21 protein-coding genes are annotated in these 21,790 nt (G+C 67.6%); 9 read left to right on the top strand and 12 right to left on the bottom strand.

The genetic code is table 11. From position 1 onward, the window contains the following. Positions 1 to 6: 6 nt before the first annotated feature. The 8 genes from ACLZN2_RS04070 to ACLZN2_RS04035 all read right to left on the bottom strand — a co-directional run bounded on the left by ACLZN2_RS04070 (position 7) and on the right by ACLZN2_RS04035 (position 8,357). Entirely contained in the window at positions 7 to 972 is a 966-nt protein-coding gene (locus ACLZN2_RS04070; RefSeq protein WP_416976943.1) for a hypothetical protein, read from the bottom strand. A 25-nt stretch (positions 973 to 997) separates the two neighbouring features. After that, positions 998 to 2,221, bottom strand: a complete 1,224-nt coding sequence (locus ACLZN2_RS04065) for a bifunctional class I SAM-dependent methyltransferase/NUDIX hydrolase (protein WP_416976942.1) — start codon at positions 2,219 to 2,221, stop codon at positions 998 to 1,000. Next, entirely contained in the window at positions 2,218 to 3,585 is a 1,368-nt protein-coding gene (locus ACLZN2_RS04060) for a phosphotransferase (RefSeq protein WP_416976941.1), read from the bottom strand. The genes ACLZN2_RS04065 and ACLZN2_RS04060 overlap by 4 nt, the downstream gene beginning before the upstream one ends. A 303-nt stretch (positions 3,586 to 3,888) precedes the next feature. Beyond that, complete coding sequence (locus ACLZN2_RS04055; protein ID WP_416976940.1) at positions 3,889 to 4,731, bottom strand: SAM-dependent methyltransferase; 843 nt, start codon at positions 4,729 to 4,731, stop codon at positions 3,889 to 3,891. Then, positions 4,721 to 5,890, bottom strand: coding sequence for a methyltransferase (locus ACLZN2_RS04050; RefSeq protein ID WP_416976939.1), 1,170 nt, complete (start codon positions 5,888 to 5,890; stop codon positions 4,721 to 4,723). The genes ACLZN2_RS04055 and ACLZN2_RS04050 overlap by 11 nt, the downstream gene beginning before the upstream one ends. Then, entirely contained in the window at positions 5,887 to 6,378 is a 492-nt protein-coding gene (locus tag ACLZN2_RS04045; RefSeq protein WP_416976938.1) for a response regulator transcription factor, read from the bottom strand. Before ACLZN2_RS04045 ends, ACLZN2_RS04050 begins: the two co-directional genes overlap by 4 nt. A gap of 312 nt (positions 6,379 to 6,690) precedes the next feature. After that, the gene (locus ACLZN2_RS04040) at positions 6,691 to 7,344 is read right to left on the bottom strand and encodes a DUF6415 family natural product biosynthesis protein (RefSeq protein ID WP_416976937.1); all 654 of its coding nucleotides are present in this window, start codon (positions 7,342 to 7,344) and stop codon (positions 6,691 to 6,693) included. Positions 7,345 to 7,922: 578 nt separating this feature from the next. After that, positions 7,923 to 8,357 (bottom strand): ATP-binding protein, encoded by a 435-nt coding sequence (locus tag ACLZN2_RS04035; protein WP_416976936.1) that lies wholly within the window; start codon positions 8,355 to 8,357, stop codon positions 7,923 to 7,925. A 218-nt stretch (positions 8,358 to 8,575) separates the two neighbouring features. Between ACLZN2_RS04035 and ACLZN2_RS04030 the strand changes: the two genes are divergently transcribed. The 3 genes from ACLZN2_RS04030 (at position 8,576) to ACLZN2_RS04020 (ending at position 12,222) form a co-directional block, all read left to right on the top strand. Further along, positions 8,576 to 9,367, top strand: coding sequence for an aminotransferase class IV family protein (locus ACLZN2_RS04030; RefSeq protein ID WP_416976935.1), 792 nt, complete (start codon positions 8,576 to 8,578; stop codon positions 9,365 to 9,367). 78 nt (positions 9,368 to 9,445) lie between these two features. Next, positions 9,446 to 10,303 (top strand): formylglycine-generating enzyme family protein, encoded by an 858-nt coding sequence (locus ACLZN2_RS04025; protein WP_416976934.1) that lies wholly within the window; start codon positions 9,446 to 9,448, stop codon positions 10,301 to 10,303. A 461-nt stretch (positions 10,304 to 10,764) separates the two neighbouring features. Then, complete coding sequence (locus ACLZN2_RS04020; RefSeq protein ID WP_416976933.1) at positions 10,765 to 12,222, top strand: helix-turn-helix domain-containing protein; 1,458 nt, start codon at positions 10,765 to 10,767, stop codon at positions 12,220 to 12,222. Here the strand turns inward: ACLZN2_RS04020 and ACLZN2_RS04015 are convergent. Then, positions 12,212 to 13,024, bottom strand: a complete 813-nt coding sequence (locus ACLZN2_RS04015; RefSeq protein ID WP_416976932.1) for an alpha/beta hydrolase — start codon at positions 13,022 to 13,024, stop codon at positions 12,212 to 12,214. The genes ACLZN2_RS04020 and ACLZN2_RS04015 overlap by 11 nt on opposite strands. A gap of 265 nt (positions 13,025 to 13,289) precedes the next feature. After that, positions 13,290 to 13,760: an NUDIX domain-containing protein gene (locus ACLZN2_RS04010; protein ID WP_416976931.1), complete on the bottom strand. Its 471-nt coding sequence runs from the start codon at positions 13,758 to 13,760 to the stop codon at positions 13,290 to 13,292. A gap of 237 nt (positions 13,761 to 13,997) precedes the next feature. On the opposite strand from ACLZN2_RS04010, the gene ACLZN2_RS04005 reads away from it, so the two are divergent. Both ACLZN2_RS04005 and ACLZN2_RS04000 read left to right on the top strand, forming a co-directional pair. Continuing rightward, positions 13,998 to 14,471, top strand: a complete 474-nt coding sequence (locus tag ACLZN2_RS04005; RefSeq protein ID WP_416976930.1) for a TrmO family methyltransferase domain-containing protein — start codon at positions 13,998 to 14,000, stop codon at positions 14,469 to 14,471. 245 nt (positions 14,472 to 14,716) lie between these two features. Beyond that, positions 14,717 to 15,274: a GNAT family N-acetyltransferase gene (locus ACLZN2_RS04000; protein ID WP_416977009.1), complete on the top strand. Its 558-nt coding sequence runs from the start codon at positions 14,717 to 14,719 to the stop codon at positions 15,272 to 15,274. Positions 15,275 to 15,353: 79 nt separating this feature from the next. On the opposite strand, the gene cutA is transcribed toward ACLZN2_RS04000, so the two are convergent. Continuing rightward, positions 15,354 to 15,680, bottom strand: coding sequence for a divalent-cation tolerance protein CutA (cutA, locus tag ACLZN2_RS03995; protein WP_416976929.1), 327 nt, complete (start codon positions 15,678 to 15,680; stop codon positions 15,354 to 15,356). A 99-nt stretch (positions 15,681 to 15,779) separates the two neighbouring features. Then, positions 15,780 to 16,298 carry a DUF6624 domain-containing protein gene (locus ACLZN2_RS03990; RefSeq protein WP_416976928.1) on the bottom strand — a complete coding sequence of 173 codons (519 nt, stop codon included), beginning with the start codon at positions 16,296 to 16,298 and terminating at the stop codon, positions 15,780 to 15,782. 587 nt (positions 16,299 to 16,885) lie between these two features. Here ACLZN2_RS03990 and ACLZN2_RS03985 point away from each other — a divergent pair. From ACLZN2_RS03985 to ACLZN2_RS03970, 4 genes are read left to right on the top strand one after another with little or no spacing between them, the layout of a single operon-like run. Continuing rightward, the gene (locus ACLZN2_RS03985) at positions 16,886 to 18,001 is read left to right on the top strand and encodes a hypothetical protein (protein WP_416976927.1); all 1,116 of its coding nucleotides are present in this window, start codon (positions 16,886 to 16,888) and stop codon (positions 17,999 to 18,001) included. After that, entirely contained in the window at positions 17,994 to 19,301 is a 1,308-nt protein-coding gene (locus ACLZN2_RS03980; RefSeq protein ID WP_416976926.1) for a cytochrome P450, read from the top strand. The genes ACLZN2_RS03985 and ACLZN2_RS03980 overlap by 8 nt, the downstream gene beginning before the upstream one ends. Continuing rightward, the gene (locus tag ACLZN2_RS03975) at positions 19,298 to 20,584 is read left to right on the top strand and encodes a hypothetical protein (protein WP_416976925.1); all 1,287 of its coding nucleotides are present in this window, start codon (positions 19,298 to 19,300) and stop codon (positions 20,582 to 20,584) included. The genes ACLZN2_RS03980 and ACLZN2_RS03975 overlap by 4 nt, the downstream gene beginning before the upstream one ends. Further along, entirely contained in the window at positions 20,581 to 21,756 is a 1,176-nt protein-coding gene (locus ACLZN2_RS03970; RefSeq protein ID WP_416976924.1) for a glycosyltransferase family 9 protein, read from the top strand. Before ACLZN2_RS03975 ends, ACLZN2_RS03970 begins: the two co-directional genes overlap by 4 nt. Positions 21,757 to 21,790: the final 34 nt, after the last annotated feature.

Raw genomic sequence — 21,790 nt, 5'->3', positions numbered from 1 at the left:
ACGCCTTCATGCGGCCGTCGCCTCCAGCTCGTGCAGGGCGAAGTCGGCGGTGACCAGCAGGTGGTCCGAGGCGGCCTCGGCGTCAGGCCCGTGGTGGGTGGTATGTGTGCGGGCGGTGACGGCGACGTTCTTGGTGACGCGGAGGGTGTCGATCCGGCGTGGGCCGAAGTCGTCGGGGCGTCCCTTGGCGTCGATCCAGTGCCCGCACGACCACTGCCACGGGACGTCCAGGACGGCGGCGGTGTCTCGCAGCCCGCCGGGGTCGCGCCGCAGGAACTCGCCGGCGTCCCGGTTCGCCAGCTTCGGGGCGTCGGGGTGGGCGGGGTCGAATTTGACCTGGTAGCGGAGCTTGGGGTGGTTCTGCTCCAGGTAGGGCTCGGGGTCGTAGTACGAGCCGTCCGGACGCCGGTCGGCGCTGATCGAGTTCCAGTCGGCCGCGACACCGCCAGCCATTTCGGGCTCCTGGAAAACCGAGATTACGCGGCTGGCCTCGTGCAGTCGCCGATCCGGCCAGAAGGGATAGGCGTGGTAGGAGCACCAGCGGGTGGGCAACGGGGTGTCGGTGTGGAAGTCGGCCATGGCCATGCCGTGCCAGAAGTCGCTGTCGGCCTCGTACGTGCGCAGGCTGCCGGGCACCGGTTCGAGGTCTGGTGTCCACAGCAGGCCGACGTGGAAGCGGTGGGCACTCGCCCCGGGCGACTGGCTGGCCAGGGCGGGGATCGCCTTCCTGCCGCGGGCCGGGAGTGCCTCGCACATCAGGCCGGTGTCCTGGGCGAGCATGCGCAGCAGGCGCCGCGCTTCGGTCTTGGTGGGGCCAAGGAGTTCCTGCACGCCGAGGACACCGGTGCGGTTCTGGAAGGCGGCGCGGATCATGCCGACGATCAGCTCATAGCGGCGCTTCTGTTCGGGCGTGGTCGGTATCTGCAGGTTGAACACGTTGTATGTGCCGAATCGGAACAGCGCCGGGGTCACGGCGGGACTCCTTCTTGCGTCGTGGTCAGTGCGCGGCCGGGGCGGACGGGGACAAACGCACGGGATAGCGGTGAGCGGGCGGATGGTCGATGGGCAGGTCGGGACGCCAGTAGCTGAGGACCTGGGCGGAGGGCACGAACAGCGGGCCGGGCAGATCGTTTACGCGGCGCCACTGCCACTCCGCGACCACTGTCGGTTCCTTGGCGGTCGGCGTGCCCTGGAAGCGGCGGATGAGGACCGCGGCGGTGAGGCGGTTGAGGTTGTGCCTCGCGTCCAGGAGCACGGCGAGCACCCGGACGTCCTCGGGGTGTGCCACGAGGCCGGTTTCTTCGGCGAGTTCACGGATCGCGGCGGCCTCGATGGACTCGCCGGCACCGTCGCATGCGTCCACCTTGCCGCCCGGCAACTCGTAGGTGCCCAGGCGGTGTTGCCCCATCAGCACATGGCCGTCCGGGTTGGTGACAATGACGCCGACCCCTAGGGCCGCCTGGGCGAGGGGAGGCCGACGGCTTCGCTCCTGAGCCACCACCCTGTGCGCCTCGGCTTGCGGAAGACGGCGGGCCTGGATGAGCTGGCAGACCACCGGGTTGTCGGCACCCGGGGCGTGCAGAAGGTCGACGGACTCGACGGCGAAGCCGTGCTTGGCCAGCAGCCCCTTCCAGACCTCGGGGGTGAGGATCCACATCTGCACCGGGATCGGGGCGGTCTTCGCCAGCCGCACTTCCTCCTGGCGGGCGGTGACGGTGGAGGAGGGTTCCAGCCCGTTCAGGTTGGTGTGCAGGGTGGAGAAGACCAGCCGTCCACGCGGCCGGATCCCGTCGCGCAGTGCGGGAAGCAGCCGGTGCGGGTCGATGTAAGACAGTCCGTGCACGGAGTAGACGAGGTCGTAGGGTTCGCTCTCGCGCAGGTGCGCCACGGCGTCACCGGTCAGGAACCGCGCGCCTGCCAGGGCGCCGAACCGGTCGCGGGCGCGCTGTTGCTGGGTGGGGGAAATGTCGATGGCGTCGACGAAGGCCGCGTGGTCGCGGGTGAGATGCGCGGCGTGGACTCCGGCCCCGGAGCCGAGGTCCAGCACGCGGTAGCCGGCGACGTCGCCGAGGACGCGGGCGCCGGGGCCGGTGCCCCAGAACCCCCAGTCGATCTCGTTGGCCTCCGGGGGCTGGTAGCCGCGGTCGAGCTGCCTGCGCCCGTACTCACGCCAGGCATCCTCATTCACCCTCTCCGATGCCGTGGGATCGGATGTCGTCATGGTGCCTCCTTCCGGAGCCGGTGCAGGGTGCGATGCCCGCGCTCGACGAGTTCGGGGTCGCCGTGCGCGGCGCCGTACTGGATGCCGCTGAGCGCGTCGAGGGCCGACAGACCCTTGAGCGCTTGGGCCTCGTCCGGGGACAGCGCGCGGCCGTAGCCGTCGAACAGGGCGGCTTCGAGTTCGGGCGCGTCGATCCAGGTGTCGGCGATGCGCACGAAGTCGCTGACGAGCGGCCCGATTTCCGCTCGTTCCCAGTCGATGAGGGCCAGGTTCCCGTGGTCGTCGAGCAGCAGGTTGCGCCGCTGCACATCACCGTGGCGACGACCATGGGGGACGGGCGGAACACGGGGCAGTTGCAGAGCGAGGGACCGCACCAGCGCTTCCTCCCCGGGCTCGAGGAGCCCGCCGGCTGCCGCCAGGTGCCGATCCAGCTTGGCCAGACCGCCCAGGGCCTGCGCCATCATCGGGGGCTCCCCGAGGTGAAGGGCCCGCAAGAGCTGCCCGAGCTGCCGATAGACCGACTCCCAAGCGGCCATGCTCAGGTCGGCGCCGTGGAGCACGCGGCCGGGAAGCGCACTGACGATCACGGCAAGCTCTTCCGGATCGGCGGCGATGAGCTGCGGGGCGCGGCCAGCTCCCAGAGACGGAGCCCACTCTCTCAGGGCTCCCGCCTCACGCTGGTGGAACTTGAGCCCCTGGTGAACCTTCAAAAACCAGCTCCCGCCGTCGCGTCCGGTCAGCCGCCATACGCGGGAGGCTTCCCGCGCCCAGGAGGCGTCCGTGGCCCCCTTGAGTGGGCCGATGGTCTGCTCGGCGAACGTGCCGAGCTGCTCACCCAGTACGGCGTAGGGGTCCGGCGCCCGGGCGGCCAAGGGGTGCAGACGGCTTGGGCGGTTCGCGTCGTAGGCGATCGGGTCGTCGGGTTCCTGGAGGTGCAGCGCGAAGGAGTGCCCGTCCCGGTACGCCTCCAGGCCGGCCCGGCAGTACGCCACCATGTCGTCGGGCAGGTCATGGAGGGCGAACCAGTCGAGCTGTGAGCAGCGGTCCGGTTCGGCGATGCGCGGTACGCCGATCCACCGGGTGACCTCGAAGAACCAGCCGGTGCGGTTATGGCCGGCGGGGCTGCGGTGCTGCATCACCAGCCCGACGCGGACATCGGCTGGTCGGATGATGATGCCCAGTTCTTCCTCGGCTTCCCGGACCAGTCCGGTGACCACGTCCTCGGAGTCTCCGTCGAGGTGCCCGGAGGGCATGTGCAGCAGGCCCGAGGCGTAGGTGTCGCCCGCTCGCCGGCTCAGCAGCACCTCGCCGCCACGCCGCAGGATGAGATGGACGTCGACCGGTTCCCGGTGGCGCTGCACCATGTCGTCCCCGCCCCGACGCGAAGCTGCCTGCCCGTTCACCGCTGGCCTGCCAGAGGGGGATGCGGCTGGCGCCGACTCGCGTCCGGGCACGAGGGCATGGCATCGGCCAACCGTCCCACAAAGGGGCTTACGGGAACGCGCGTGAACGCGTGGGCGTTGGGCATGCGGATCTCCGGGGTGCAGACGTGACGTCCAGCGTCAGTGACCGCGACGCCCGGGTGCCCGTTTCCGGACGCCACGGATTCTAGTCGGAACACCATCGGGAGTTGGCTGGTCACCGGCTTGATCACGCCGATCTGCTGATCACATAGCTCGGCCATGCGCGGGCTCCTTTCGGGCCGTGCCGGCGTATGACGCGGCCTGGGGCAGGACCGGGTATTCAAGCGCCAGTGTCTGCGGCGCGGTCAGGCCCGGGGAGGTCAGTTGCCAGCCGTCGAACAGCCGGGCGATCTGTTCCTTCGTCCGCAGGTGGACGGGGCAGCCGGCCGCCGTCATGGTCTTGGCGAATCTGCGCACGGGTTTGCCCGAGACGTCGGCGGTGGCGTGCGTGACGACGAGAGCGCTGCCGGTGGCGGCGACGTGTTTGTACTGGTTGACGAGGACGGGCAGGGGCTGCGCCGGGGTGTCCTCGATGTGGTGGAGCACGCTGCCGAGGAGAAGGATGACCGGTTCCCGCCAGTTGATCGTCTCCAGGACTTCTCTGGAAGCGAGGATCGACTCGGGCTCGCGTACGTCGGCGCACAGGCTCTCGACGACAGCGGGCGCTTTGGCCGTCATCATTTCTTCGACGTGGGTGTGCACCAGGACGTCGTTGTCGATGCACACGGCGCGGGCGTCGGGATGAATGCGCGTCAGGACATCGACCGGCGTCGGGGCGTGGGGAAGGCCGCAGCCGAAGTCGACCAGTTGGCGGATGCCCGCGATGGCCAGGGCCTGCACCATCCGGAGCACGTACAGGCGCTCGTGGCGGACGGCGCTCTCCAGGAACGGGATGCGGTCGGCAGCCCGAAGGGCCTCGTCACGGTCGACGATGTAGTGGTCTCGCCCGCCGAGCAGGTAGTTCTGCATCCGGGCGCTCGACGGCCGGGCCTGCAACTCGGCGATCGCCGCGGAGGGGTGGAGGAGCATCGGATGGTCAGGTCGCATGCCGCTCCACCCCGCCGGTGATCGTGTGGAGTTCGGGCAAACGCCACGACGGACCATCCGGTGCGCCGAGCCACAGCATGTGTTCCGTCTCCGTGATCGTTACGCCCAGCTGCTCAACCTCTGGTTCTCCGGCCGCGTGCCACTGACCGAGCGCGTCGAACAGATCGGATCCGAGATCGCGCGGCCCCCACTCGTAGATGCGGGGGGAGTGGAGGAAGACCACGGCCCGAGACGCCTGGTGGTCATGAATACGCAGGCGGTCGGCAACGTCGCCTTCGAGCTGCGCAACGCCGCGCACGACCTGCATCCGGAGGTCAGGGCGAAGCAGGCCGGCGAACAACCGGGCCGCCGGCCGTACGTGCGCCTCCCGCGCATCCCGAGCTTCCGACTCCCTCGGGCTGCCCTGCGACTCGACGGCGGTGCCCTCACCAGGGCGGTGCTCACGCAGCCACACCGTCTGCGGAGCCGGTCCGGGGTGGAAGCGCCCACTAGCCGACGCCCCGTCCCGCGCCACGGTCAGCACGAGCAGCGTGCCGGACCCGCCCAGAGCGGTACGGACGGGCAGGCACAGCCGGCCACCCGGACGGACCCGGGTGACCCACTCCCACGGCACACGGCGTACCGCACGATGGGACAGAAGCCCGTGGAACGAGCCCGCCGGTCCCAAGGCCCCGGCGTCGGACCCGCTGACCACCCGAACCCGCGGATAGGGGCGTAGGCGCTGCCGGGCGATCTCAGCGAGACGTTCAGTGTCCGCGACCGTCGCTACCCGGCCGCCCTGGAGGCGGTGGTCCAGCAAGGCTGCCGTCCAGCCGCAGTCCGTGCCGATCTCGGCCACGGCCGTCCCCGGCACTGGAGCGAGCGCGGCCAGGCGCGCCGTGGCGTCTTCCTTGGACGGGATCACTCCCGTGACGATGCCGGGGCCGCCCTCCCCACCATCGTCCACGTCGAACACGAGCATCTCGGAGCGATGGACGAACTTCGCCCACTCGCCGGCGTTCTTACTCCGGTCCACCCTGCGCCAGCGCCCACCTCGGTGCGTACGGATCACGTTGGGCACGAAGTCCTGTCGCCGGTCGCAGGTGAACACGTCCCCCGCGTGCTGGTGAACGTGGCCACTGCCCGGTCGCAGGCTGCCGGGTTCGACGCGGGCGTTCATGCCTGTCCTGCCTTGGAGACGACGTCTCCGGAGTTTTCACGGCCGGTCGCGTGTCCCAGGAGACGGAACTGCCACCCTCGCGTGACCGCGTGCGCGGCCGAGGAAGCGCCCAGTGCCCGCAGCAGGCGTCGAGCGTCCCTGCGCACGTCGTCCAGCGGACGCTGCTCGTCGGCCGCGATCTCCTCGACGGTCTTTCCGCCGGCGAGCCCTGCCAGGATGGTGCGCTGCTCCTCCGGCAGCTCGACCACGTGGTCCACGGGCCCGGGGACGTCCAAGTGCCCGTGACGGTAGGCGAGGTCCACCATGCCCGCCCGCTCTGACGTCCCGAGCTTTCCACCGATCCGAAGGATGTACGTCTTGACCGTGCTGTCGGACACTCCCATGTCACAGGCCGTCTCAGCGGTCGTCATTCCCTGGGAGATACCCAGCAGAGCCTCCCGCTCCTGAGGGGAAAGCGGCGGCGAGATGGTCTCGTCCGGGGCCGGCATGGTCCTACTCCTTCGGTGTTCTGACACAGTCGTCGTCATATCGGGGCTGGCCCACTTCGCTGGTCGGCTCGTGGGGGCGTGAGCTACGACCCGCCGTAGAGCTGCAGGGCGAGTTCGGCGAGGACGCAGACGGTGGGCAGGCTGATAGCGGCAGCGAGGAGGACAGCGCCCACGTGCGCGCGAGCCTGTCGCCAGCCACGTCGAATGCGCCCTGGGGCCGGTTCGTCTATCCGGGGTGAGCCCGAAATCGGTGGGGAGGCCGGGCCACGGTGAATCCGCTGAGGGTGGGCCACGCGATAGGACCTGGCCATGTCACTCACCGTCCCGCTCGGCGTAACGCAGCAGTGCCTCGGTGTGGACCGCGAGACGGAATGCGTGCTCCCTCGCCGCCTTGAGCCCCTCGCCCGGAGCGACGTCGCGGGCCTCCTGCGAGCGCTCGATCGCCTCACCACAGGCGGACCACCCGCGACTCCCGACGGAGAGCGATTCCAAGTGGATCGAGACGTAAGGGACGAGCGTCGTGACGTAGGCACTGAGCGCTCGTGTGACCGCCGCGAGGGTATGCGGATGCGGGTACAGGTCCGCCTGCTCCCAGGACTTCGCTGCACGAATGGCTTCGCGGATACGCGTCGAATCGAACCCAGCGCACACAGTCCTGCCCCAGGCGTTGACCATGTCGTCAGAGGCGTCGACAGTCGGAAGGACGGCTAGCAGCTCCCGCCCGACCTCGGACATCCGCCGGTGCAGGGACGCCGCACGCACGTCGTCGCCGGGAATCTCTTCGTCGAGTAGGGCACGCACGCGTACGATCAGTCGCTCGTCTTCCAGAGGAGGCTCGTTGGCATTAACAGGAACGACTGCTCCGAGTAGTCGCATCAAGTGACCGCGCATGAGCAGCAGTTGGATGTGGCGCTCGTCCGGGTCTTCGCTGACGGAGGCAGTCTCGGCGAACACCAGTCTGGTCACTTCGCGGTGAAGGGTCTCCTGCGCCGCGAGAGGCGATGGTCCGGGTGCGAGGGTGGATAAAACGGTCCTCAGGTCAAGGCTCGGTTCCCTGAGTGACCCCTCCGGCCTGGACACGCCGTCCACTTGCCCACCGCCAGCTGTGGTGGCGGAGGTCGTGGTGCGAGGCATAAGGGGAACTCCATTAGTGAGATGCGAAGTTGGCAATCTGAGCGTCGCCTCGGCGGCCCCCAAAGAGGAGCCGCCGAGGCATTTCGAGCCGCCACTCGCCGACAAGGGCGGTTCGTTCAGGAGAGACACGGCGCGGCGAGCTACAGGAGCATGGTTCAGGGAGCTCGGAGACGTCGGTACCGCCGCACAGGACTCGGCCAGGACGTCCTGGGACGTCCCGCTGGCCAGATCACCATCAGGGCCAAGTAACCAAACAGAAGTACGACGTTGGGGCTGAGTCGTTCTGTTGCGGCCCTCAGATGGCCCTGCCGGTGTCTCGGAAGTAGGTGGGGATACAGGTAATGGACCCACATCGTCGGTCGAGCGTCGCCGACTCAGGTCTGCGGCGAGTTCTCGTGAGACTGCGACCATCACGACCTCCTCGCAGGGACACGGAAGACGCACCACGTCGTCTTGCCGTCTTCGCTGACGCCCCACTTCCGTGCGAGGACGGCGACGAGGAACAGGCCGCGGCCCGACACGTCCTCGTCGTCAGCGGAGCGCAGTTCGGCCGGAGCCGGGTTGTCGTCAGTGACCTCGATCCGCAACTCGTCGTCGGGGTATCGGACCTGGAGTCCCAAGTCTCCGATCCCGTGCTCGACGGCGTTGGTCACCAGTTCGGAAACGGCGAGCACGATGTTCTCGGCCAGTTCGCCCTTCACGTTCCACAGGCCCAGGAAGTCGCGGGTAATCCGGCGTGCCTCGCTGACAAAGGCTGGGTCAGAGGTGAAGGCCACGTCGAAGACGCGCGACGTCTGCGGCAGCGCCTCCGCGGCGGCCGGCGCGACGGCTGTGGCGTGGCTCATCGAGGGCCTCCCGGGTGGGCGGTGTGGGGGAGCGTGCGGCATGCGGCGCCATTGCGTCGGGTGGCACGCCTCGTTCCGTCGATCACCAGGCGTGTTCGCACGGTGACCAGCGAACACCGTGCGGTACCGAAGAGGGAAGGAAGTATCAACGAAGTTGACTCGTCAGTAACCTTGATTGGGGTGCCGCAGGAACGGACGGTCCTGACATGCTGGGTGGCATGGCAACTCTTGATGGAAACCCCGTGTCCGCAGACGACTTGCTCCCCCTGGCCCTGACCAACTTCGGTCACTTCACGTCCATGCGCGTCGATGGCGACGGCAGCATCCGGGGCCTGACGCTGCACATGGAACGGCTCGTACGGGACTGCAAGACCGTGTGGGGCGCGGACCTGGACACCGTGCTCGTTCGCGACTACGTCCGCCGGGGGCTGGAGGGACAGAGTGGCCCGTGCGTCGTCCGAGTCACGATCTACGACCCGAAGGTCGAGATGGGACACCCGGCCGACGCCGACGAGCCCCACATTCTGGTGTCCGTGCGTAGTGCCGGCGCCCTGCCCCCGGAACCGCTGCGCGCCATGAGCGTGCCGTACGAGCGCGACCTGCCCGAGGTGAAGCACGTCGGTCTCTTCGGTGCCCTCCACGCCCGTGGGACAGCGCAGCGCGCAGGGTTCGGCGACGCCCTGTTCGTCGGCCGCGACGGTCGCGTGAGCGAGGGCGGCACCTGGAACGTCGCCTTCATCGACGGCAACGGAACCGTGGTGTGGCCGCAGGCACCTGTGCTGCCCGGCGTGACGATGGCCCTCCTCCAGAAGCACGCCAACGGCGTCGAGCACCGTACCGCCCCCGTCACCCTCGACCAGGCCAAACGCATGGCAGCGGTCTTCGCGACGAACACAAGCATCGGGGTCCGGGCCCTGTCGGCGATCGACGACAAGGAACTGCCAACCGAACACCCCGTGCTGAGCGTGCTCCGCGAGACGTACCTGTCCATCCCCGGCGAGACCCTGTAGCCATAGGGGACGAGCGTGACAACGGGGGTCACACGGTGGACCGGCCGCGAAGTCGCTCTGCTGCGCGAAGCGCTGCGCATGAACGGCAAGGACTTCGCCGCCAAGGTCGGCATCAGCACCAGGCAGCTCGTGAACTGGGAGGGGCGGGGCGAGTCGATCAAGCCCCACCCCAACAACCAGGCCGCGCTGGACACCCTGCTCTCCACATCGCCCCCCGACGCCCAGTGGCGGTTCGCTCAGCTCCTCACCGAGCAAGCCGCGGTGGGGCACGACGAGCGAACCGAGGAGCTCCTGCGCCGCGACCCGCGCACAACAAGACATCCGGTCGACGGCAAGGTCATGGTGCTGATCGAGGAAGGCATCTACCTCTCCGGCCCGGAGGACACGTCGATCTGGGTGGACGCGTACCGGATCGACGTCTACCCGACGACCAACCTCGACTACGAGCGATTCGTCCGCGCCACAGGGCACCGGCCCCCGCAGCATTGGACCGGCCAGCGCTGCCCCAGCGCGCTGCATGACCATCCCGTGGTCTGGGTGACGTGGCGCGACGCTGACGCGTACGCCCGCTGGGCGGGCAAGGCGCTGCCCACCGTCAGTCAATGGGAGAAGGCGGCCCGCGGCCCGAAGGGGCGCGCTTACCCTTGGGGCAGTGATCCCACCGCCGCGAAGTGCAATACCGCAGAGTCGGGCATCGGCGGCACGACACCCGTCATCCGCTACCAGTCCGGAGTAAGCCCTTATGGGGTCTTCGACCTGTGTGGAAACGTGTGGGAGTGGTGCTCCACGCCGGGAACTGACGGGCCGGACCGGTACCAGTTGAAGGGGTCCGCGTTCAGCAGCCCGTTCGAGCGCGCCGCGCCGGCGCTTGAGAACGCAGCCAACTCCACGATGAAGGATGATGACACCGGGTTCCGCTGCATCACGGCGGCGTAGTCCGATGCCAGTGCACCACCCGGCTGTCCCTTCCCTCCTCACGGCTTGTTCCCCGTGCACAGCATCCGTCTGTGCGGTCAACTCCCGTCGGCTGACGAAGAGGTTCGGGTTCATGGTGGTGCTCCCTTGCTGTGGCGCTTGCTGGGCGAAGCACGGCTAGCAGCATGAGGCCAGCGAAGCCTCTTGCGTCATTGCGCCCTTGCATGAGCGGGGTATGCATGAGGCGCATGGACAGCCGGACAGCGGACGCCTAGCGTCTTTAGGCTTGGGCTCTCAGAGTGGAGCGCCAGACGAGCGGGGTACGGCACATGGCACCTGGGCGGGTTCGGTATTGCGCCTGTGGCACGCGGTTGGCGCGTGATAATCACGCGACTCGGTGCGCCGCATGCCTCCGTAAGGACCGACTTCGTGTTGTCGCCTCCCCGCCTGTTGTGCCCCCGCAGTTCTGGCAGCAGCCCACCATGAGGGAAGCGCTGAGCAGTTGGCACATGGGTCAGGTGTTCTACGCCTACCGCACGCATCCCTGGCATGGCCGTGTGCTCTCCCAAGAAGCCATGGCGGTATGGCTCGGACTCAATCAGGCGCAACTCAGCCGTATTGAGGGTGGCAAACCTCCGCAAGACCTCAGCAAACTTATGAGGTGGGCGCATAGCCTGCGGATCCCGGCAGACCTACTGTGGTTCAAGTTGCCCAGACCAACACAGGAAGTCTCTACCGAGACTGTTCCTGCGGTCGCACCACCCGAAGAAACGCCGTCCGCTCAGAGAGAGGCTCCGCAGGTCGGCGTGATGCTGCCGGTCGTTATCCACGGCCGAACAGTGCTGGTGCCGGTAAACGCTGAAACGCTTGCAGCGAGCGGTTTGGGCACGCTACTTGGTCACTCGGCGGACAGCACCGCCACGGACGCATGCGAGCGAGACCCAATGAGTCCCTTCAACCGCCGAGACTTTCTCAGGACTGGCGTTGCAGCTGCCGCGCTGCCCGGCCTTGGACTGGACGAGCTAGAGCCCGTCGCTGCCGCGCTAGACGATGCCCGCTACTTCGACGGGCCGGTCGTTAGCTACTTCCGTCGCCAACTCGAAAGAGCGAAGCGTGACGATGGGGCGCTCGGCCCCAGAAAGACGCTGCCGGTTATGCTCGGCCTAATGGGCGCGATTGAGGGCCGTGCTCGGGACGTAGCACCGCGTGTGCGCCGTGAACTCCTCGCCGTCGGTGCAGAAGGTGCAGAGTTCGCCGGATGGCTGTACCGAGATATTCAACAGCCCCAGGCGGCCGTCTTCTGGTATGACCGCGCGATGGAGTGGGCACAGGAAGCGGACGACGCAGCCATGCAGGGCTATGTGCTTCTCAAAAAGTCACAGATGGCGTATGACGAGCGTGATGCCCTCCGCATGCTGACGCTTGCCCAAGCTGCCGGCAATGCCCGTTGGCAGCTGCCGGTCCGTGTGCGGGCCGAAGTTACGCAGCAGGAGGCGTTGGGCCGCGCCATGCTGGGGGACCCGCTCGACGTGGTACGCGGCAAGTTGGACACGGCACAAGACCTCTTGGACAGTGTTCCCGAGGATGATCCAAACAACCTCGGGGCCTACTTCACCGGGTACACGCGCCTCCTACGCGATGCAATTACCTACACCGAGGCTGGTAAGCCGAGTCTCGCCGTCGACCTATTCACCGATGTATTGAGTACAGGTGGCCTCTCTCACCGCGACACGGGCTTTTTCAATGCGCGACGGGCGGCAGCACTTGCCCTCAGCGGTGAGCCTGACGAAGCTGCGAACGTTGGCAAGGCATCGGCCCAAGTAGCGCGCGAGGTGAAGTCAGAGCGCACAGTGCGGGTCCTCGGTGAGGTACTTCTGACCCTTGATAGGTGGCGCGGCCGGCCGGCGGTTCGTGAATTCCGTGAGTCACTTATTGCCTAAGCCACTCGACCACGGTGCGAATGACGAAGGCTTGATATTCTTGGCTCTTGGGGTTCAAGTACTGCGGGTCATCGTGGACGGCAAAACCGTGTTGCGAGCCCTCGACGGGCACGAGCTCAACCGGTGCCGTGAAATGCTTGATGGCCCCGCACGAGGACTCGTACGGCACGAGCGTGTCAGCCGTGCCGTGCACGATGAGCGTTGGTGCCTTAACCTCCCCGAGAACTTCATGGGGCTTAAGCCAAAACACCTCGTTGAGAATGGGCCGCCCGTGGCGGAGCGTTGGTGTGAACTGGAGTGCGCCGCGCTCGTTGAGTTCCTGGGCTGCTTCCTCGCTGATGACGTCATCTGTCCAGTACGGCCGACTGTCGATAGTCCGCCGTTTGTAGTCGAGTTGCGGGTTGAACAGCACGAGTCGCGTCACTTCGCTCGGTGATTTTGCGGCGTAGTAGGCGCAGATACCACCGCCGAAACTCGCGCCTAGCAACGTAAGTCTTTCGGCCTGAGTCGCTTCCTGGACGTGCGCAAGCATGACGCGAATGTCGTTGAGGATCGTCGAGAGCGTTAGCTCTTCCTGTCGTCCTTCACTCTCGCCATGGCCACGTAGGTCAAACCGGAGCGAGGCGATACCGGCGTCAGTAAGGCCGCCAGCGAGGCGCGTGAAGAAGCCGCCTTCTTCACGGGTGACACCTCCACCGTGCACGAGCACCACGGCCCCCGTCGCCGGTTGCTGAGGACGTACGAGGGTGCCCGTCAGGCGCAGGCCGTCAAGGGTGCGAACACTCACGATGTCTGTCGCCATGAGGGCAATCTTAGTTAGCAGACGTTGTAACCCGCACCGGCGCGAGCAGATCACGGCTGCCTTGCGAGCATGACGATCACGGCTGCCCGCCCGCGCCGTACTGGAGGACGCCTCCGGCCCTCGCCTGCTTCCTCGTTGGCGGCACGGGCCGGGCCGCTGTAGTGCTTCAGGATGTACGGCTCGCGTCCGCTGATATGCCAGAGCGGTTGGCCTGGCCGGTGGTGATTTCGTGGCGCCGGCGGGGACACGGCCGTCCATCCGCACGTCAGGCGATGTCGCCGAGGTAGCGGGTGGGAGGCTCGCTCTGGGCGAGGTCGGCGATTGGACCCCGCAGGCCCTGGGGCAGCAGGTTCAGGCCGGGCACCTTCTCCAGTTCCACCCATTCCAGCCCGGTCTGCACGTCGTCCTCGGCGTGGCCGCCGAGCCGGCCCGGGACGCCTTGGGGCCGGCACAGGAAGATCGCTTCAACCCGGTGGTCCTCCGGGGCTCCGCCGTGATGGGAGCCGATGTACTCGCGCAGCCACAGTAGACGCTCGGGCGTGACGTCCAGGCCGGTCTCCTCGTGGACCTCGCGGCGGACCGTGGTGCCGAGGGTCTCGCCGGGATGCTGGCCGCCGCCCGGAAGGAAGTAGCAGTCCTGTCCCTCCCAGTGGGCGCGCTGGAGCAGGACACAGCCGTCATGCAGGACGACGGCCTTGGCCGCGTTGCGGACGGTCGCGGAATCGGGTTTAGCCACGGAGGGCTCCCACTCGTGATCGGGGGAGGTGGGGTGTTTTAGAGTTCAGACTTACCCAAGCCGAGGCAGCGTCAGCCCGCCGTGCCCGGCAGAGGGTTGTCGAGATGCGACAACTTCTGTCGCTCTACCGGAAGCATGGCATCCCCCCAGTGAACATGCTCGATGCCCGCGCGTCCATGTGTCTGGCCCAAGTAGATTGATCCAAGCGTCGTTGAGACAGAGTCGAAAGGCTGGGCTATGACTTTGGAGATCAAGCCGATTGGGGAAGTCGTCGCGGGTCGTAGGGAGGTTGCCGATGACTATTGGGGTGGCGTCGAGTCGGTAATTCAGCTCGACGAGGAAGAATTCCCCCTCGACTCTGTGCAGGGCCTGGATGAGTTCTCTCATCTCGTGGTCGTGTGGCACTTCGACCAAGCATCCCGGGACGACGTCGAGTACCACGCCCGCAGCCCCCGCGGGAACACCCGATGGCCGGCAACGGGCACGTTCGCGCACCGAAACCACCGGCGCCCCAATCAGCTGGCGCAGTCCTTTCCTCGCTTGCTGGAAGTCGACGGCCTCCGTCTGCGGGTGACCGACCTTGACGCCGTGGTCGGCACGAAGATTTACGACCTGTCTCCGTTCTTCACCGAGATGGGGCCGCGCGGCCCGGTTCACGAACCCGCCTGGCCTGGCGAGATGCTGGAGGACTACTGGGCAAAGAAGGGCTGACCCCCAGTGCTGGGCAGGGTCGCCAGCTACTCTCCGAGCGCTGATCAGGACGCGGCGGACGCTCCTGTGCGAGGCAAGTAGCGCCGTAACCCTCATCTGTCCAAGTGGCTCACGGCTACCTGCTGATACGCAGCGAGGCGACCCGAATGCCAGGCTGAGGCTCAGTAACGCGTCGACTTCCTGCGCGGCCGTGCCGAGCCGCGTTTCTGGAGCTGGAAAGGGATCAGTAGCGAAGGGTGAATTCCATGTATCCGGTCGGACGTTCTAGCCCACGCATTGCCCTGCGTGAACTCGCCCTTGAGGACGTGGATGCGGTGCTGGCCATCTACGGCAGCCCCGAAGCCACGGAGCACCTTTCCTTCGAACCGCGGAGCCGTGAAGAGGTGGCCAAGATGGTTACCAGGTCGATTGGCTCAGCGAGTGCGACTCCGCGCATCGAGTACGCGCTCGCCGTCATCGAACAGGCCACGAACGAGCTGATTGGGCTCGGCCGTCTCGCCGCCGATCCACATCAACAGCGCGGGGCCACCCTGGGTTTCGCGCTGCGTCCATCTGCCTGGGGCGTCGGCTACGGCGTGGAGATGGTGCGGTTGCTGCTCAGTCTCGGGTTCGACGATTTGGGCCTTCACCGCATCTGGGGAGCGCGATCCCCTCTTAACGATGCCTCGGCCAAGACGATGGCAGTCGTCGGCATGGTCGAGGAAGGAGTGATCCGCGAGCACGTCCTGAAAGCTGGCAGATGGCGGGACTCCGTAGTACACGCGATCCTCGATCGAGAGTGGCAGTCCACCACGTCGGCGTAGGGCTCCTTCCGAACATGGGTTACCAAAAATCGACGAGGGTCCCCACATAGCCAAACCAATGGGACGCCCATCCTCGGGCTCACCTTGCGGCCGATTCTTCGGCCACCCACGACAGGTATGCGTCGGTCCCGCCGATAATTGGCAGGACGACGAACTCCGGAACCTCATAGCTGTGTTCCTGGGCCACCCAAGTCTGAAGCTCTGGCAGACGATCGGCGGACGTCTTGTATGAGACTCGCCATTCGCGGGCGGTCTCGATCCTTCCCTTCCACCAGTAGACCGCGGTCAACGGCGGGTCGATATGGGCGCCGGCGGCCAGATGGTTCTCGACCGCGCCTCGCGCCAGCACCATCGCTTTGTCCTCATCGTCGATGGTTGTCTGTACGACAACAATCTTGCCCACCATGCCACTAGCCTTCCTCGCGGTGTACCTCGACCCTATCCAGGCGATCTTTCCAACCCAGGACCCCTCTCACTCACAGCACAGGCTCTCCTTCCGGACGAGCTACTCGTCGTACATGGCTTGGATCCTGGCTTCGTTCTCGGCCTGGGGCTCGAGCCCGACGGCCGCGCGGCGTGCGTCGAGGCGCTCGGCCTCTTCTACGGGGTGCATGCGCCACTGTCCGTCGGCGTCTCGAACATATTGGCTCCCGTACACCTGGGGGCGATCTTCACTGACGCGGCACCGGTCGGTGAGGAGCGCCCAATGGGCCGGGTCGGCATCCCCTGCGTCGACGGCTGCGGCAAGAAGGCTGAGCGCCCGGCGCTGGAAGGCTGGGTTCGAATCAGCGTGCTGGGCGAGCAACCAGGCAGCGGTGGCACCCTCCTTGCCCACCAAGGCGAATCCCGGCCATCCGTGTTCGTCGACGATGCGAGAGAGCGCGGTCGTGTTCTCGGCATCGACAGCCCGCCATTGAGCGAGGTACTCCGGTGGCCGCTCCACTTTAGGCATCATTCGAATACGCTGGTCCTCGGACATGCGCGCGAAGAGCTCGTCGGCAAGGTCTGGACGAAGAGGGCTCATTGAGTGTCCCGTCCTCACTGCGCGCTCGCAGCGGATGGGGGTATGTCCGACCCCCACTGCGAAGGCGCGCTGGTTCTCGCACAGTTTCAGCTGCCAGAGTTGGGCTGTCGACGGGTTCACCGGGGTTGCTTCGTCGCATGGCCCTCGCTGCACAAGCCAGATAGACTCGCCGGAGTCCGGCAACGGGCACCCGGGTCGTCGCGGTCACAGGCGGCAAGTGGATTGGATTCCTCGTCCCCCGGGAGGCCCTGTCATGCTGCCCGCTCCGCTCACAGCGGATTGTCCGCTCTCCAGCGGAAGCTGCTCTGCTCACTCGTCGAGTGTGTCGTTGCTTGCTCCAGCCAGGGGGCGTGCGTTCCTCCATCGCTACAGCTCCTACGCCTTCGGAGTCCTTCGCATTCGGATGCGCGGGCGGTGTACGTCGCAGTGACCTGTCGTCTGTTCAGTTCGCGCCCTGTGAGCTCGTAGTTCGGGGCGGTCTTCCCAAGCCTCGAAGCTCCGGATCTCTTGGGGATTCGTGACGGCTGCGCCGCGCTTCCGGTCCGCGGGCAGGTCCGACTGATCGACCGGGGTCAAGGGGGCTCCTCATGCCTGAGCACGCGCTCGACTCTCCGGTGACGGAGAAGGATCTGCGGCGCCGGATCGGTGATCTCTCCTTACAGCTACGCACGTCGGGGACGCAGACGAAGCCGGCGGAGCCTCGATTCGTTGACTTCGACATGATCAGGCTGCCGAACGGTGACGTGGTCGGCCGCAAGAAGGTGATCGTGATGTCTGGCGGCTGCTCGGTGCCGACCTGCACGATGTGCCCCTTCACCAACCTGAACAACTACGGCATTGACGGCGGTACCACGCGGGAGAGTCTGCTGGACCAGGTGCGGCGCACCCTGGTGCGGGCCGAGGACGAACCGTCGTACGAGGTGCTCTCCCTCTACAACGACGGCAGCTTCTTCGCGCCGCGAGAGATCCCGCGGGACGTCCAGGTGGAGATCGCCCGGTTGGTCGCGGCGTCCGGGGTGAAGCGCCTGGTGGTGGAGTCACTGCCACAGTTCGTCACCGAGCCGGTGCTGGCCCCGTTCGTCGAGGCACTGGGCGAGGTGGACCTGGAGATCGGAATCGGCCTGCAGTCTGCGGACATGCTGGTGCGCGAGACGCTGGTGAACACTCGGATCTCCCAGGTCTCCTTCGAGCGGGCGCTGACGGTGATGGCAGGCCAGGGAGCGGATCCGAAGATCTACCTGATGATCAAGCCCCCGTTCCTGACCGACGGCGAGGCGGTGACCGACGTGGTGCAGTCGGTCGACTACCTAACCGGCCTCGGCGTACAGGGGATAACGCTGTGTCCGACGCGGGTGTCGCGGAATACGGTGGCGTGGGAGCTGTGGCAGGCGGGGCTGTACACGCCCCCGAATCTGTGGACGGTGGTGGAGGCGATCCGCCGGGTACACGAGCGGCTCGCGGTGCGGGTGGCGTGCGTGAATCTGCGGGGCACGGACTTCGAGTCGGTGTTCCCTGACGCTTGCCCGACGTGTGGGGACCGGGTAGTGGACGCGTTGATGCAGTTCGGGGAAAGCGGTGAGGCTGGCGACCTGCCCGAAGGGTGCACGTGCCAGCCGCCGCTGGAGGTGACCGGGCTTGATCACGCGATCATCACCGCCCGCGTGGTGGAGCAGCTGAACGTTCTGGAGCGGTCACGTGTCTGAGCAGGCGGGTGCACCGGCTGCCGCCAGGTTGCCCCCTCAGCACGCGGCGCAGGGCTTCGACGAGAACCCGCTGGGTGTTCTTCAAGAAGGGCACCGGCAACACGGTCCGGTGTTCCGCATGATGGTCGACGGTGCCGAGACGGTGCTAGTGGGTACCTGGGCGGGGCTGGGTGAGCTGTTCGCGGCCGAGCGCGGACAGTTGGAGGTGCTCAACACTCCGCTGGTGCACGACCTGTTTGGCAGTGCCCTGTTCAACCTTGCCGGTGACAGCCATGCCGAGGCCCGGCGCCGGCTGCGGCCCGCTCTGTCGGGCCGGGAGTTACCCGGCTATGTGCCGTCCCTGCTGGAGGTGATGGGCCCGGTGGCGGCCCTGTGGGAGCAGCGCGGCGTGGGAGATCTGTATACGGCGGTGCGTGCGCTCACTGGCGCCTTGAGCGCACGGGTGCTACTCGGCATTGCTCCGGGGGAGACGGACGCGACCGTGTTCGCCGCCGACTTCGAGCGGTTCGTCGCAGCGACGAGCGTGCCGCCAGGGTGGCGCCGATTCACGACCAGCCGGTACTGGGTGGGACGTGCGGCCCGTCGGCGGTTGCACACCCTGTTCGGCCGCCGGGCGCACGCGTCTGCCGCGGGGCCCCATACGGGCTCAGCTCTGACGGCTCTGGTGGCCGCGTTCGACGCGCCCGAAAGGGCGGGGCGGCTGCCGGATCATCTGCTGGCGCTGCTGATCGCGGCGCGGGAGACGACGGCAAGCCTGATCACTTGGTGCCTGGTTGAGCTGGCTGGCAATCGGCGGCATGCCGTGCTCGCTGCGGCGGAGGCCCACGCGGCCATGGCATCGCCGGAGTTGCTGACGCGGCGGGATGCCTTGCCTGTGCTGCGGGCGGTGCTCACTGAGACCCAGCGCCTACATTCGCCGAACCTACTCTCGATGAGGGAGGCGGTGTGCTCCGTTGAGCTGGGCGGCTTCCGGATTCCGGCCGGAGCGCGAGTGGCGTATTCCCCGTCGGCAGGGCATTTCGACCCTGAGGTCTTCCCACAGCCGCACGCCTTCCGGCCAGGACGGTACCTCGCCCAGCAGGAACGTAGCGCGCGGCTGCGGGCGTTCGGCGGTGGCGCGCACGCCTGCTTGGGACGACCGCTCGCGGAGCTGATGACCCTTGCCGTTATGGCCTCTGTCCTCCACCGGGGCCTGCCGCGGCTGCTCGGCAGCCCGCCGGACCAGATCCGCTACCGGCCGGCCAAGGCCCCGCTCGCCCCGGTGGCGCTCGTCTTCGACAGTCAGGAGATCGCTTCGTGACCCGCATCCCGTCCGAGGCGCTCGCTGCGCTGCGGCAGGCGGCGACGCACCACGAAGCCGCTCGGCACAGGCTGCATCTGGTGCCGAGCGAGAACGGGCTGTCGCTGGCCGCCCGGGTGCCGCACCTCATGGAGGCCGCGGTCCGGTATGCCTTCCCCGGCCCCGACGGCGGGGGCGACAACTGGGCGTGGCCGGGACGGCAGGACCTGGTCGAAATCGAGCGGGCAACGGCCGTACGGCTCGGCGAGCAGTTGTGCGCGCGGCATGTGAACCTGAAGCCGGTGTCCGGCGTGTCGGCGCTGACGGTGGCGCTCTCTGCGCTGGCCCGCCCCGGGACGACGGCGTTCAACCTCTCGGAGGGCGACGGAGGGCACGGCTCGACTCGCTTCATCGGCACCCGGCTGGGCCTGCTAATGAAGGATCTCCCCGTCGATCCGGCCACCTGCACGCTTGATCTGGACACCCTGGCGCACCGGCTGGCCGGCGGGCCGCGGCCGAAGCTGGTGTACCTGGACGCATTCATGTGCCTGTTCCCCCTGGACCTGCACGGGCTGCGCGAAGTGGTCGGCCCCGACACGGTGATCCACTACGACGCCTCACACACCCTGGGCCTGATCGCTGGCGGAGCCTGGCAGAACCCTCTCTCGGAGGGCGCGGACAGCCTCGGCGGCTCCACCCACAAGACCTACCCGGGTCCGCACAAGGGGCTGCTGGCCACCAACGACACAGGACTGGCCGCCCGATTGGGCGAGCACGCCTCACACTTCGTTTCCCACCACCATCCTGCCGACGTCGTGGCCCTGGCTGTGGCCGCCGCCGAGATGGACACCCGCGGCATTACATACGCCCGGACGACAGTCGACAATGCGCGCCGCCTCGGTGCGGCCCTGGCCGAGCGCGGGTTCACGGTGTGCGGGGAGAAGGGAGGGTTCACCGACTGTCACCAACTGTGGATCGACATCGAGCCGCTGATGGACGCCGAGGAAGCCTCCCGGCGGCTGTTCGCGGCGGGAATCGTCGTCAATGCGATCCCGCTGCCGCATATCACCGCGTCGGCAGGGCTGCGCCTGGGCGTGCAGGAGGTGTCCTGGGCGGGGATGGGCGCGGCCGGAATGGTGGAGATCGCCGAGATCTTCACGACCGTGCTGCGCGACGGCAAGGATCCAGCCGCCGTCGCGGCGCGGACCTCGGCACTGGCGGAAGCACACCCGTCTGCCGGAGCTGATGAGCAGGTCCTCCACATCGCTCTCAAGGCCGCCGGAGGGGGAGGTGATGGGACGTGATCCCGGAGCAGCTCCCGGCCAAGGGCGCCTTCCTCGGCCCCGTGCACACGACGGACACGTTCGTAATTCACCCGGACTGTCGGCACTTCGTCGGCGGGATGCCCTGCCGCTACTGGCTGCCCTGCCACGGTTGCCCGCATCATGACCCCGTCGACCACCGGGTACTGATCGTGATGCTCGGCCTGCTGGGGGACATGCTCATCGCCTCCCCGTTGCCGAAGCGGATCCGCGCCGAGAAACCCGGCGCGCACATCACCTGGCTGGTGGACGAGGCGTGCGCGCCGATCCTGCGGATGAACCCGTACGTCGACGAGGTCCTCGTCCACAACTGGGAGGCGGCGGCCCAGTTGCCGTCGCGCCGGTTCGACGCCGTGTACTCCTTCGAGCGGACCCCGTCTGCGGCGGCGCTGGTCGACCGCATCAACGCCGGCCACAAGGCAGGTCTCGCCTTCGGCGGACCCCACCACGCCCTCTACCCGATGGGTGAAGCGGCGATGCAGTTCTTCCGGCAGAACACCTGGAACGACTACCGCACGATCACCAACTCGCAGACGTGGACGGAGCTGTACTTCGCCGTCGCCGGCTACACGTACGCGGGCGAGCCATACGTCCTCGACGTGCCGGAGCCCGCGCGACGGCGCGTGGCCGGCCTGCTCGGAGAACGCACCGGGCCCCGGGTGTGCCTGAACCTGGGCGGATCGCTGCCGACGAAATTGTGGCCAGCACGGCACTGGGCCGAGCTCGCCGACACGCTGCTCGACCAGGGCGCGCAACTGGCCGTCCTCGGCGGCCCGACCGACCGGGACGCGTGCGAGACCCTGATACGGCACCTGCGGATGCGGGGCGCCGACGAGAGCCGGGTGGCGTACGCACTGCTCAGCCTGGAGGAGGCCGCCGCGCTACCGGGCCTGATCGACGTGATGGTGACCGGAGACTCCTTCGGCTTCCACCTCGCCCTCGCGCACGAGAAACCGACCGTCTTGCTGCTCGGGCCGAGCAACGGGGCCGAGGTCATCCCCAAGCACGTCACCAACGGGACCACGCTGCGCTCTGCGCTGCCGTGCTCGCCGTGCGCCCACCAGGTCGCCTGCGGCGGCGTCGGCGGCTGCATGGACACCATCGACCCGGCGGCCGTCCTCAAGGCGACCCTCGACTACCTGACCACCAGCTGAAGCCGCCCGCGCCGGGGCGGTGGGCACCGCGAGA

The organism is Streptomyces sp. T028, assembly GCF_048159505.1.
Classification (GTDB): domain Bacteria; phylum Actinomycetota; class Actinomycetes; order Streptomycetales; family Streptomycetaceae; genus Streptomyces.
Note: the sequence above shows the minus strand (reverse complement) of the source record. Positions and strands in the feature narration are given on the sequence as shown.

What these genes read in the sequence shown, in the direction of transcription:
- ACLZN2_RS04065 (WP_416976942.1), bottom strand. Translation starts at nt 2,221, where the DNA reads ATGACGACATCCGATCCCACGGCATCGGAGAGGGTGAATGAGGATGCC.
- ACLZN2_RS04060 (WP_416976941.1), bottom strand. Translation starts at nt 3,585, where the DNA reads ATGGTGCAGCGCCACCGGGAACCGGTCGACGTCCATCTCATCCTGCGG.
- ACLZN2_RS04055 (WP_416976940.1), bottom strand. Translation starts at nt 4,731, where the DNA reads ATGCGACCTGACCATCCGATGCTCCTCCACCCCTCCGCGGCGATCGCC.
- ACLZN2_RS04050 (WP_416976939.1), bottom strand. Translation starts at nt 5,890, where the DNA reads ATGAACGCCCGCGTCGAACCCGGCAGCCTGCGACCGGGCAGTGGCCAC.
- ACLZN2_RS04045 (WP_416976938.1), bottom strand. Translation starts at nt 6,378, where the DNA reads ATGCCGGCCCCGGACGAGACCATCTCGCCGCCGCTTTCCCCTCAGGAG.
- ACLZN2_RS04035 (WP_416976936.1), bottom strand. Translation starts at nt 8,357, where the DNA reads ATGAGCCACGCCACAGCCGTCGCGCCGGCCGCCGCGGAGGCGCTGCCG.
- ACLZN2_RS04030 (WP_416976935.1), top strand. Translation starts at nt 8,576, where the DNA reads ATGGCAACTCTTGATGGAAACCCCGTGTCCGCAGACGACTTGCTCCCC.
- ACLZN2_RS04025 (WP_416976934.1), top strand. Translation starts at nt 9,446, where the DNA reads ATGAACGGCAAGGACTTCGCCGCCAAGGTCGGCATCAGCACCAGGCAG.
- ACLZN2_RS04020 (WP_416976933.1), top strand. Translation starts at nt 10,765, where the DNA reads ATGAGGGAAGCGCTGAGCAGTTGGCACATGGGTCAGGTGTTCTACGCC.
- ACLZN2_RS04015 (WP_416976932.1), bottom strand. Translation starts at nt 13,024, where the DNA reads ATGGCGACAGACATCGTGAGTGTTCGCACCCTTGACGGCCTGCGCCTG.
- ACLZN2_RS04005 (WP_416976930.1), top strand. Translation starts at nt 13,998, where the DNA reads ATGACTTTGGAGATCAAGCCGATTGGGGAAGTCGTCGCGGGTCGTAGG.
- ACLZN2_RS04000 (WP_416977009.1), top strand. Translation starts at nt 14,717, where the DNA reads ATGTATCCGGTCGGACGTTCTAGCCCACGCATTGCCCTGCGTGAACTC.
- cutA (WP_416976929.1), bottom strand. Translation starts at nt 15,680, where the DNA reads ATGGTGGGCAAGATTGTTGTCGTACAGACAACCATCGACGATGAGGAC.
- ACLZN2_RS03990 (WP_416976928.1), bottom strand. Translation starts at nt 16,298, where the DNA reads ATGAGCCCTCTTCGTCCAGACCTTGCCGACGAGCTCTTCGCGCGCATG.
- ACLZN2_RS03985 (WP_416976927.1), top strand. Translation starts at nt 16,886, where the DNA reads ATGCCTGAGCACGCGCTCGACTCTCCGGTGACGGAGAAGGATCTGCGG.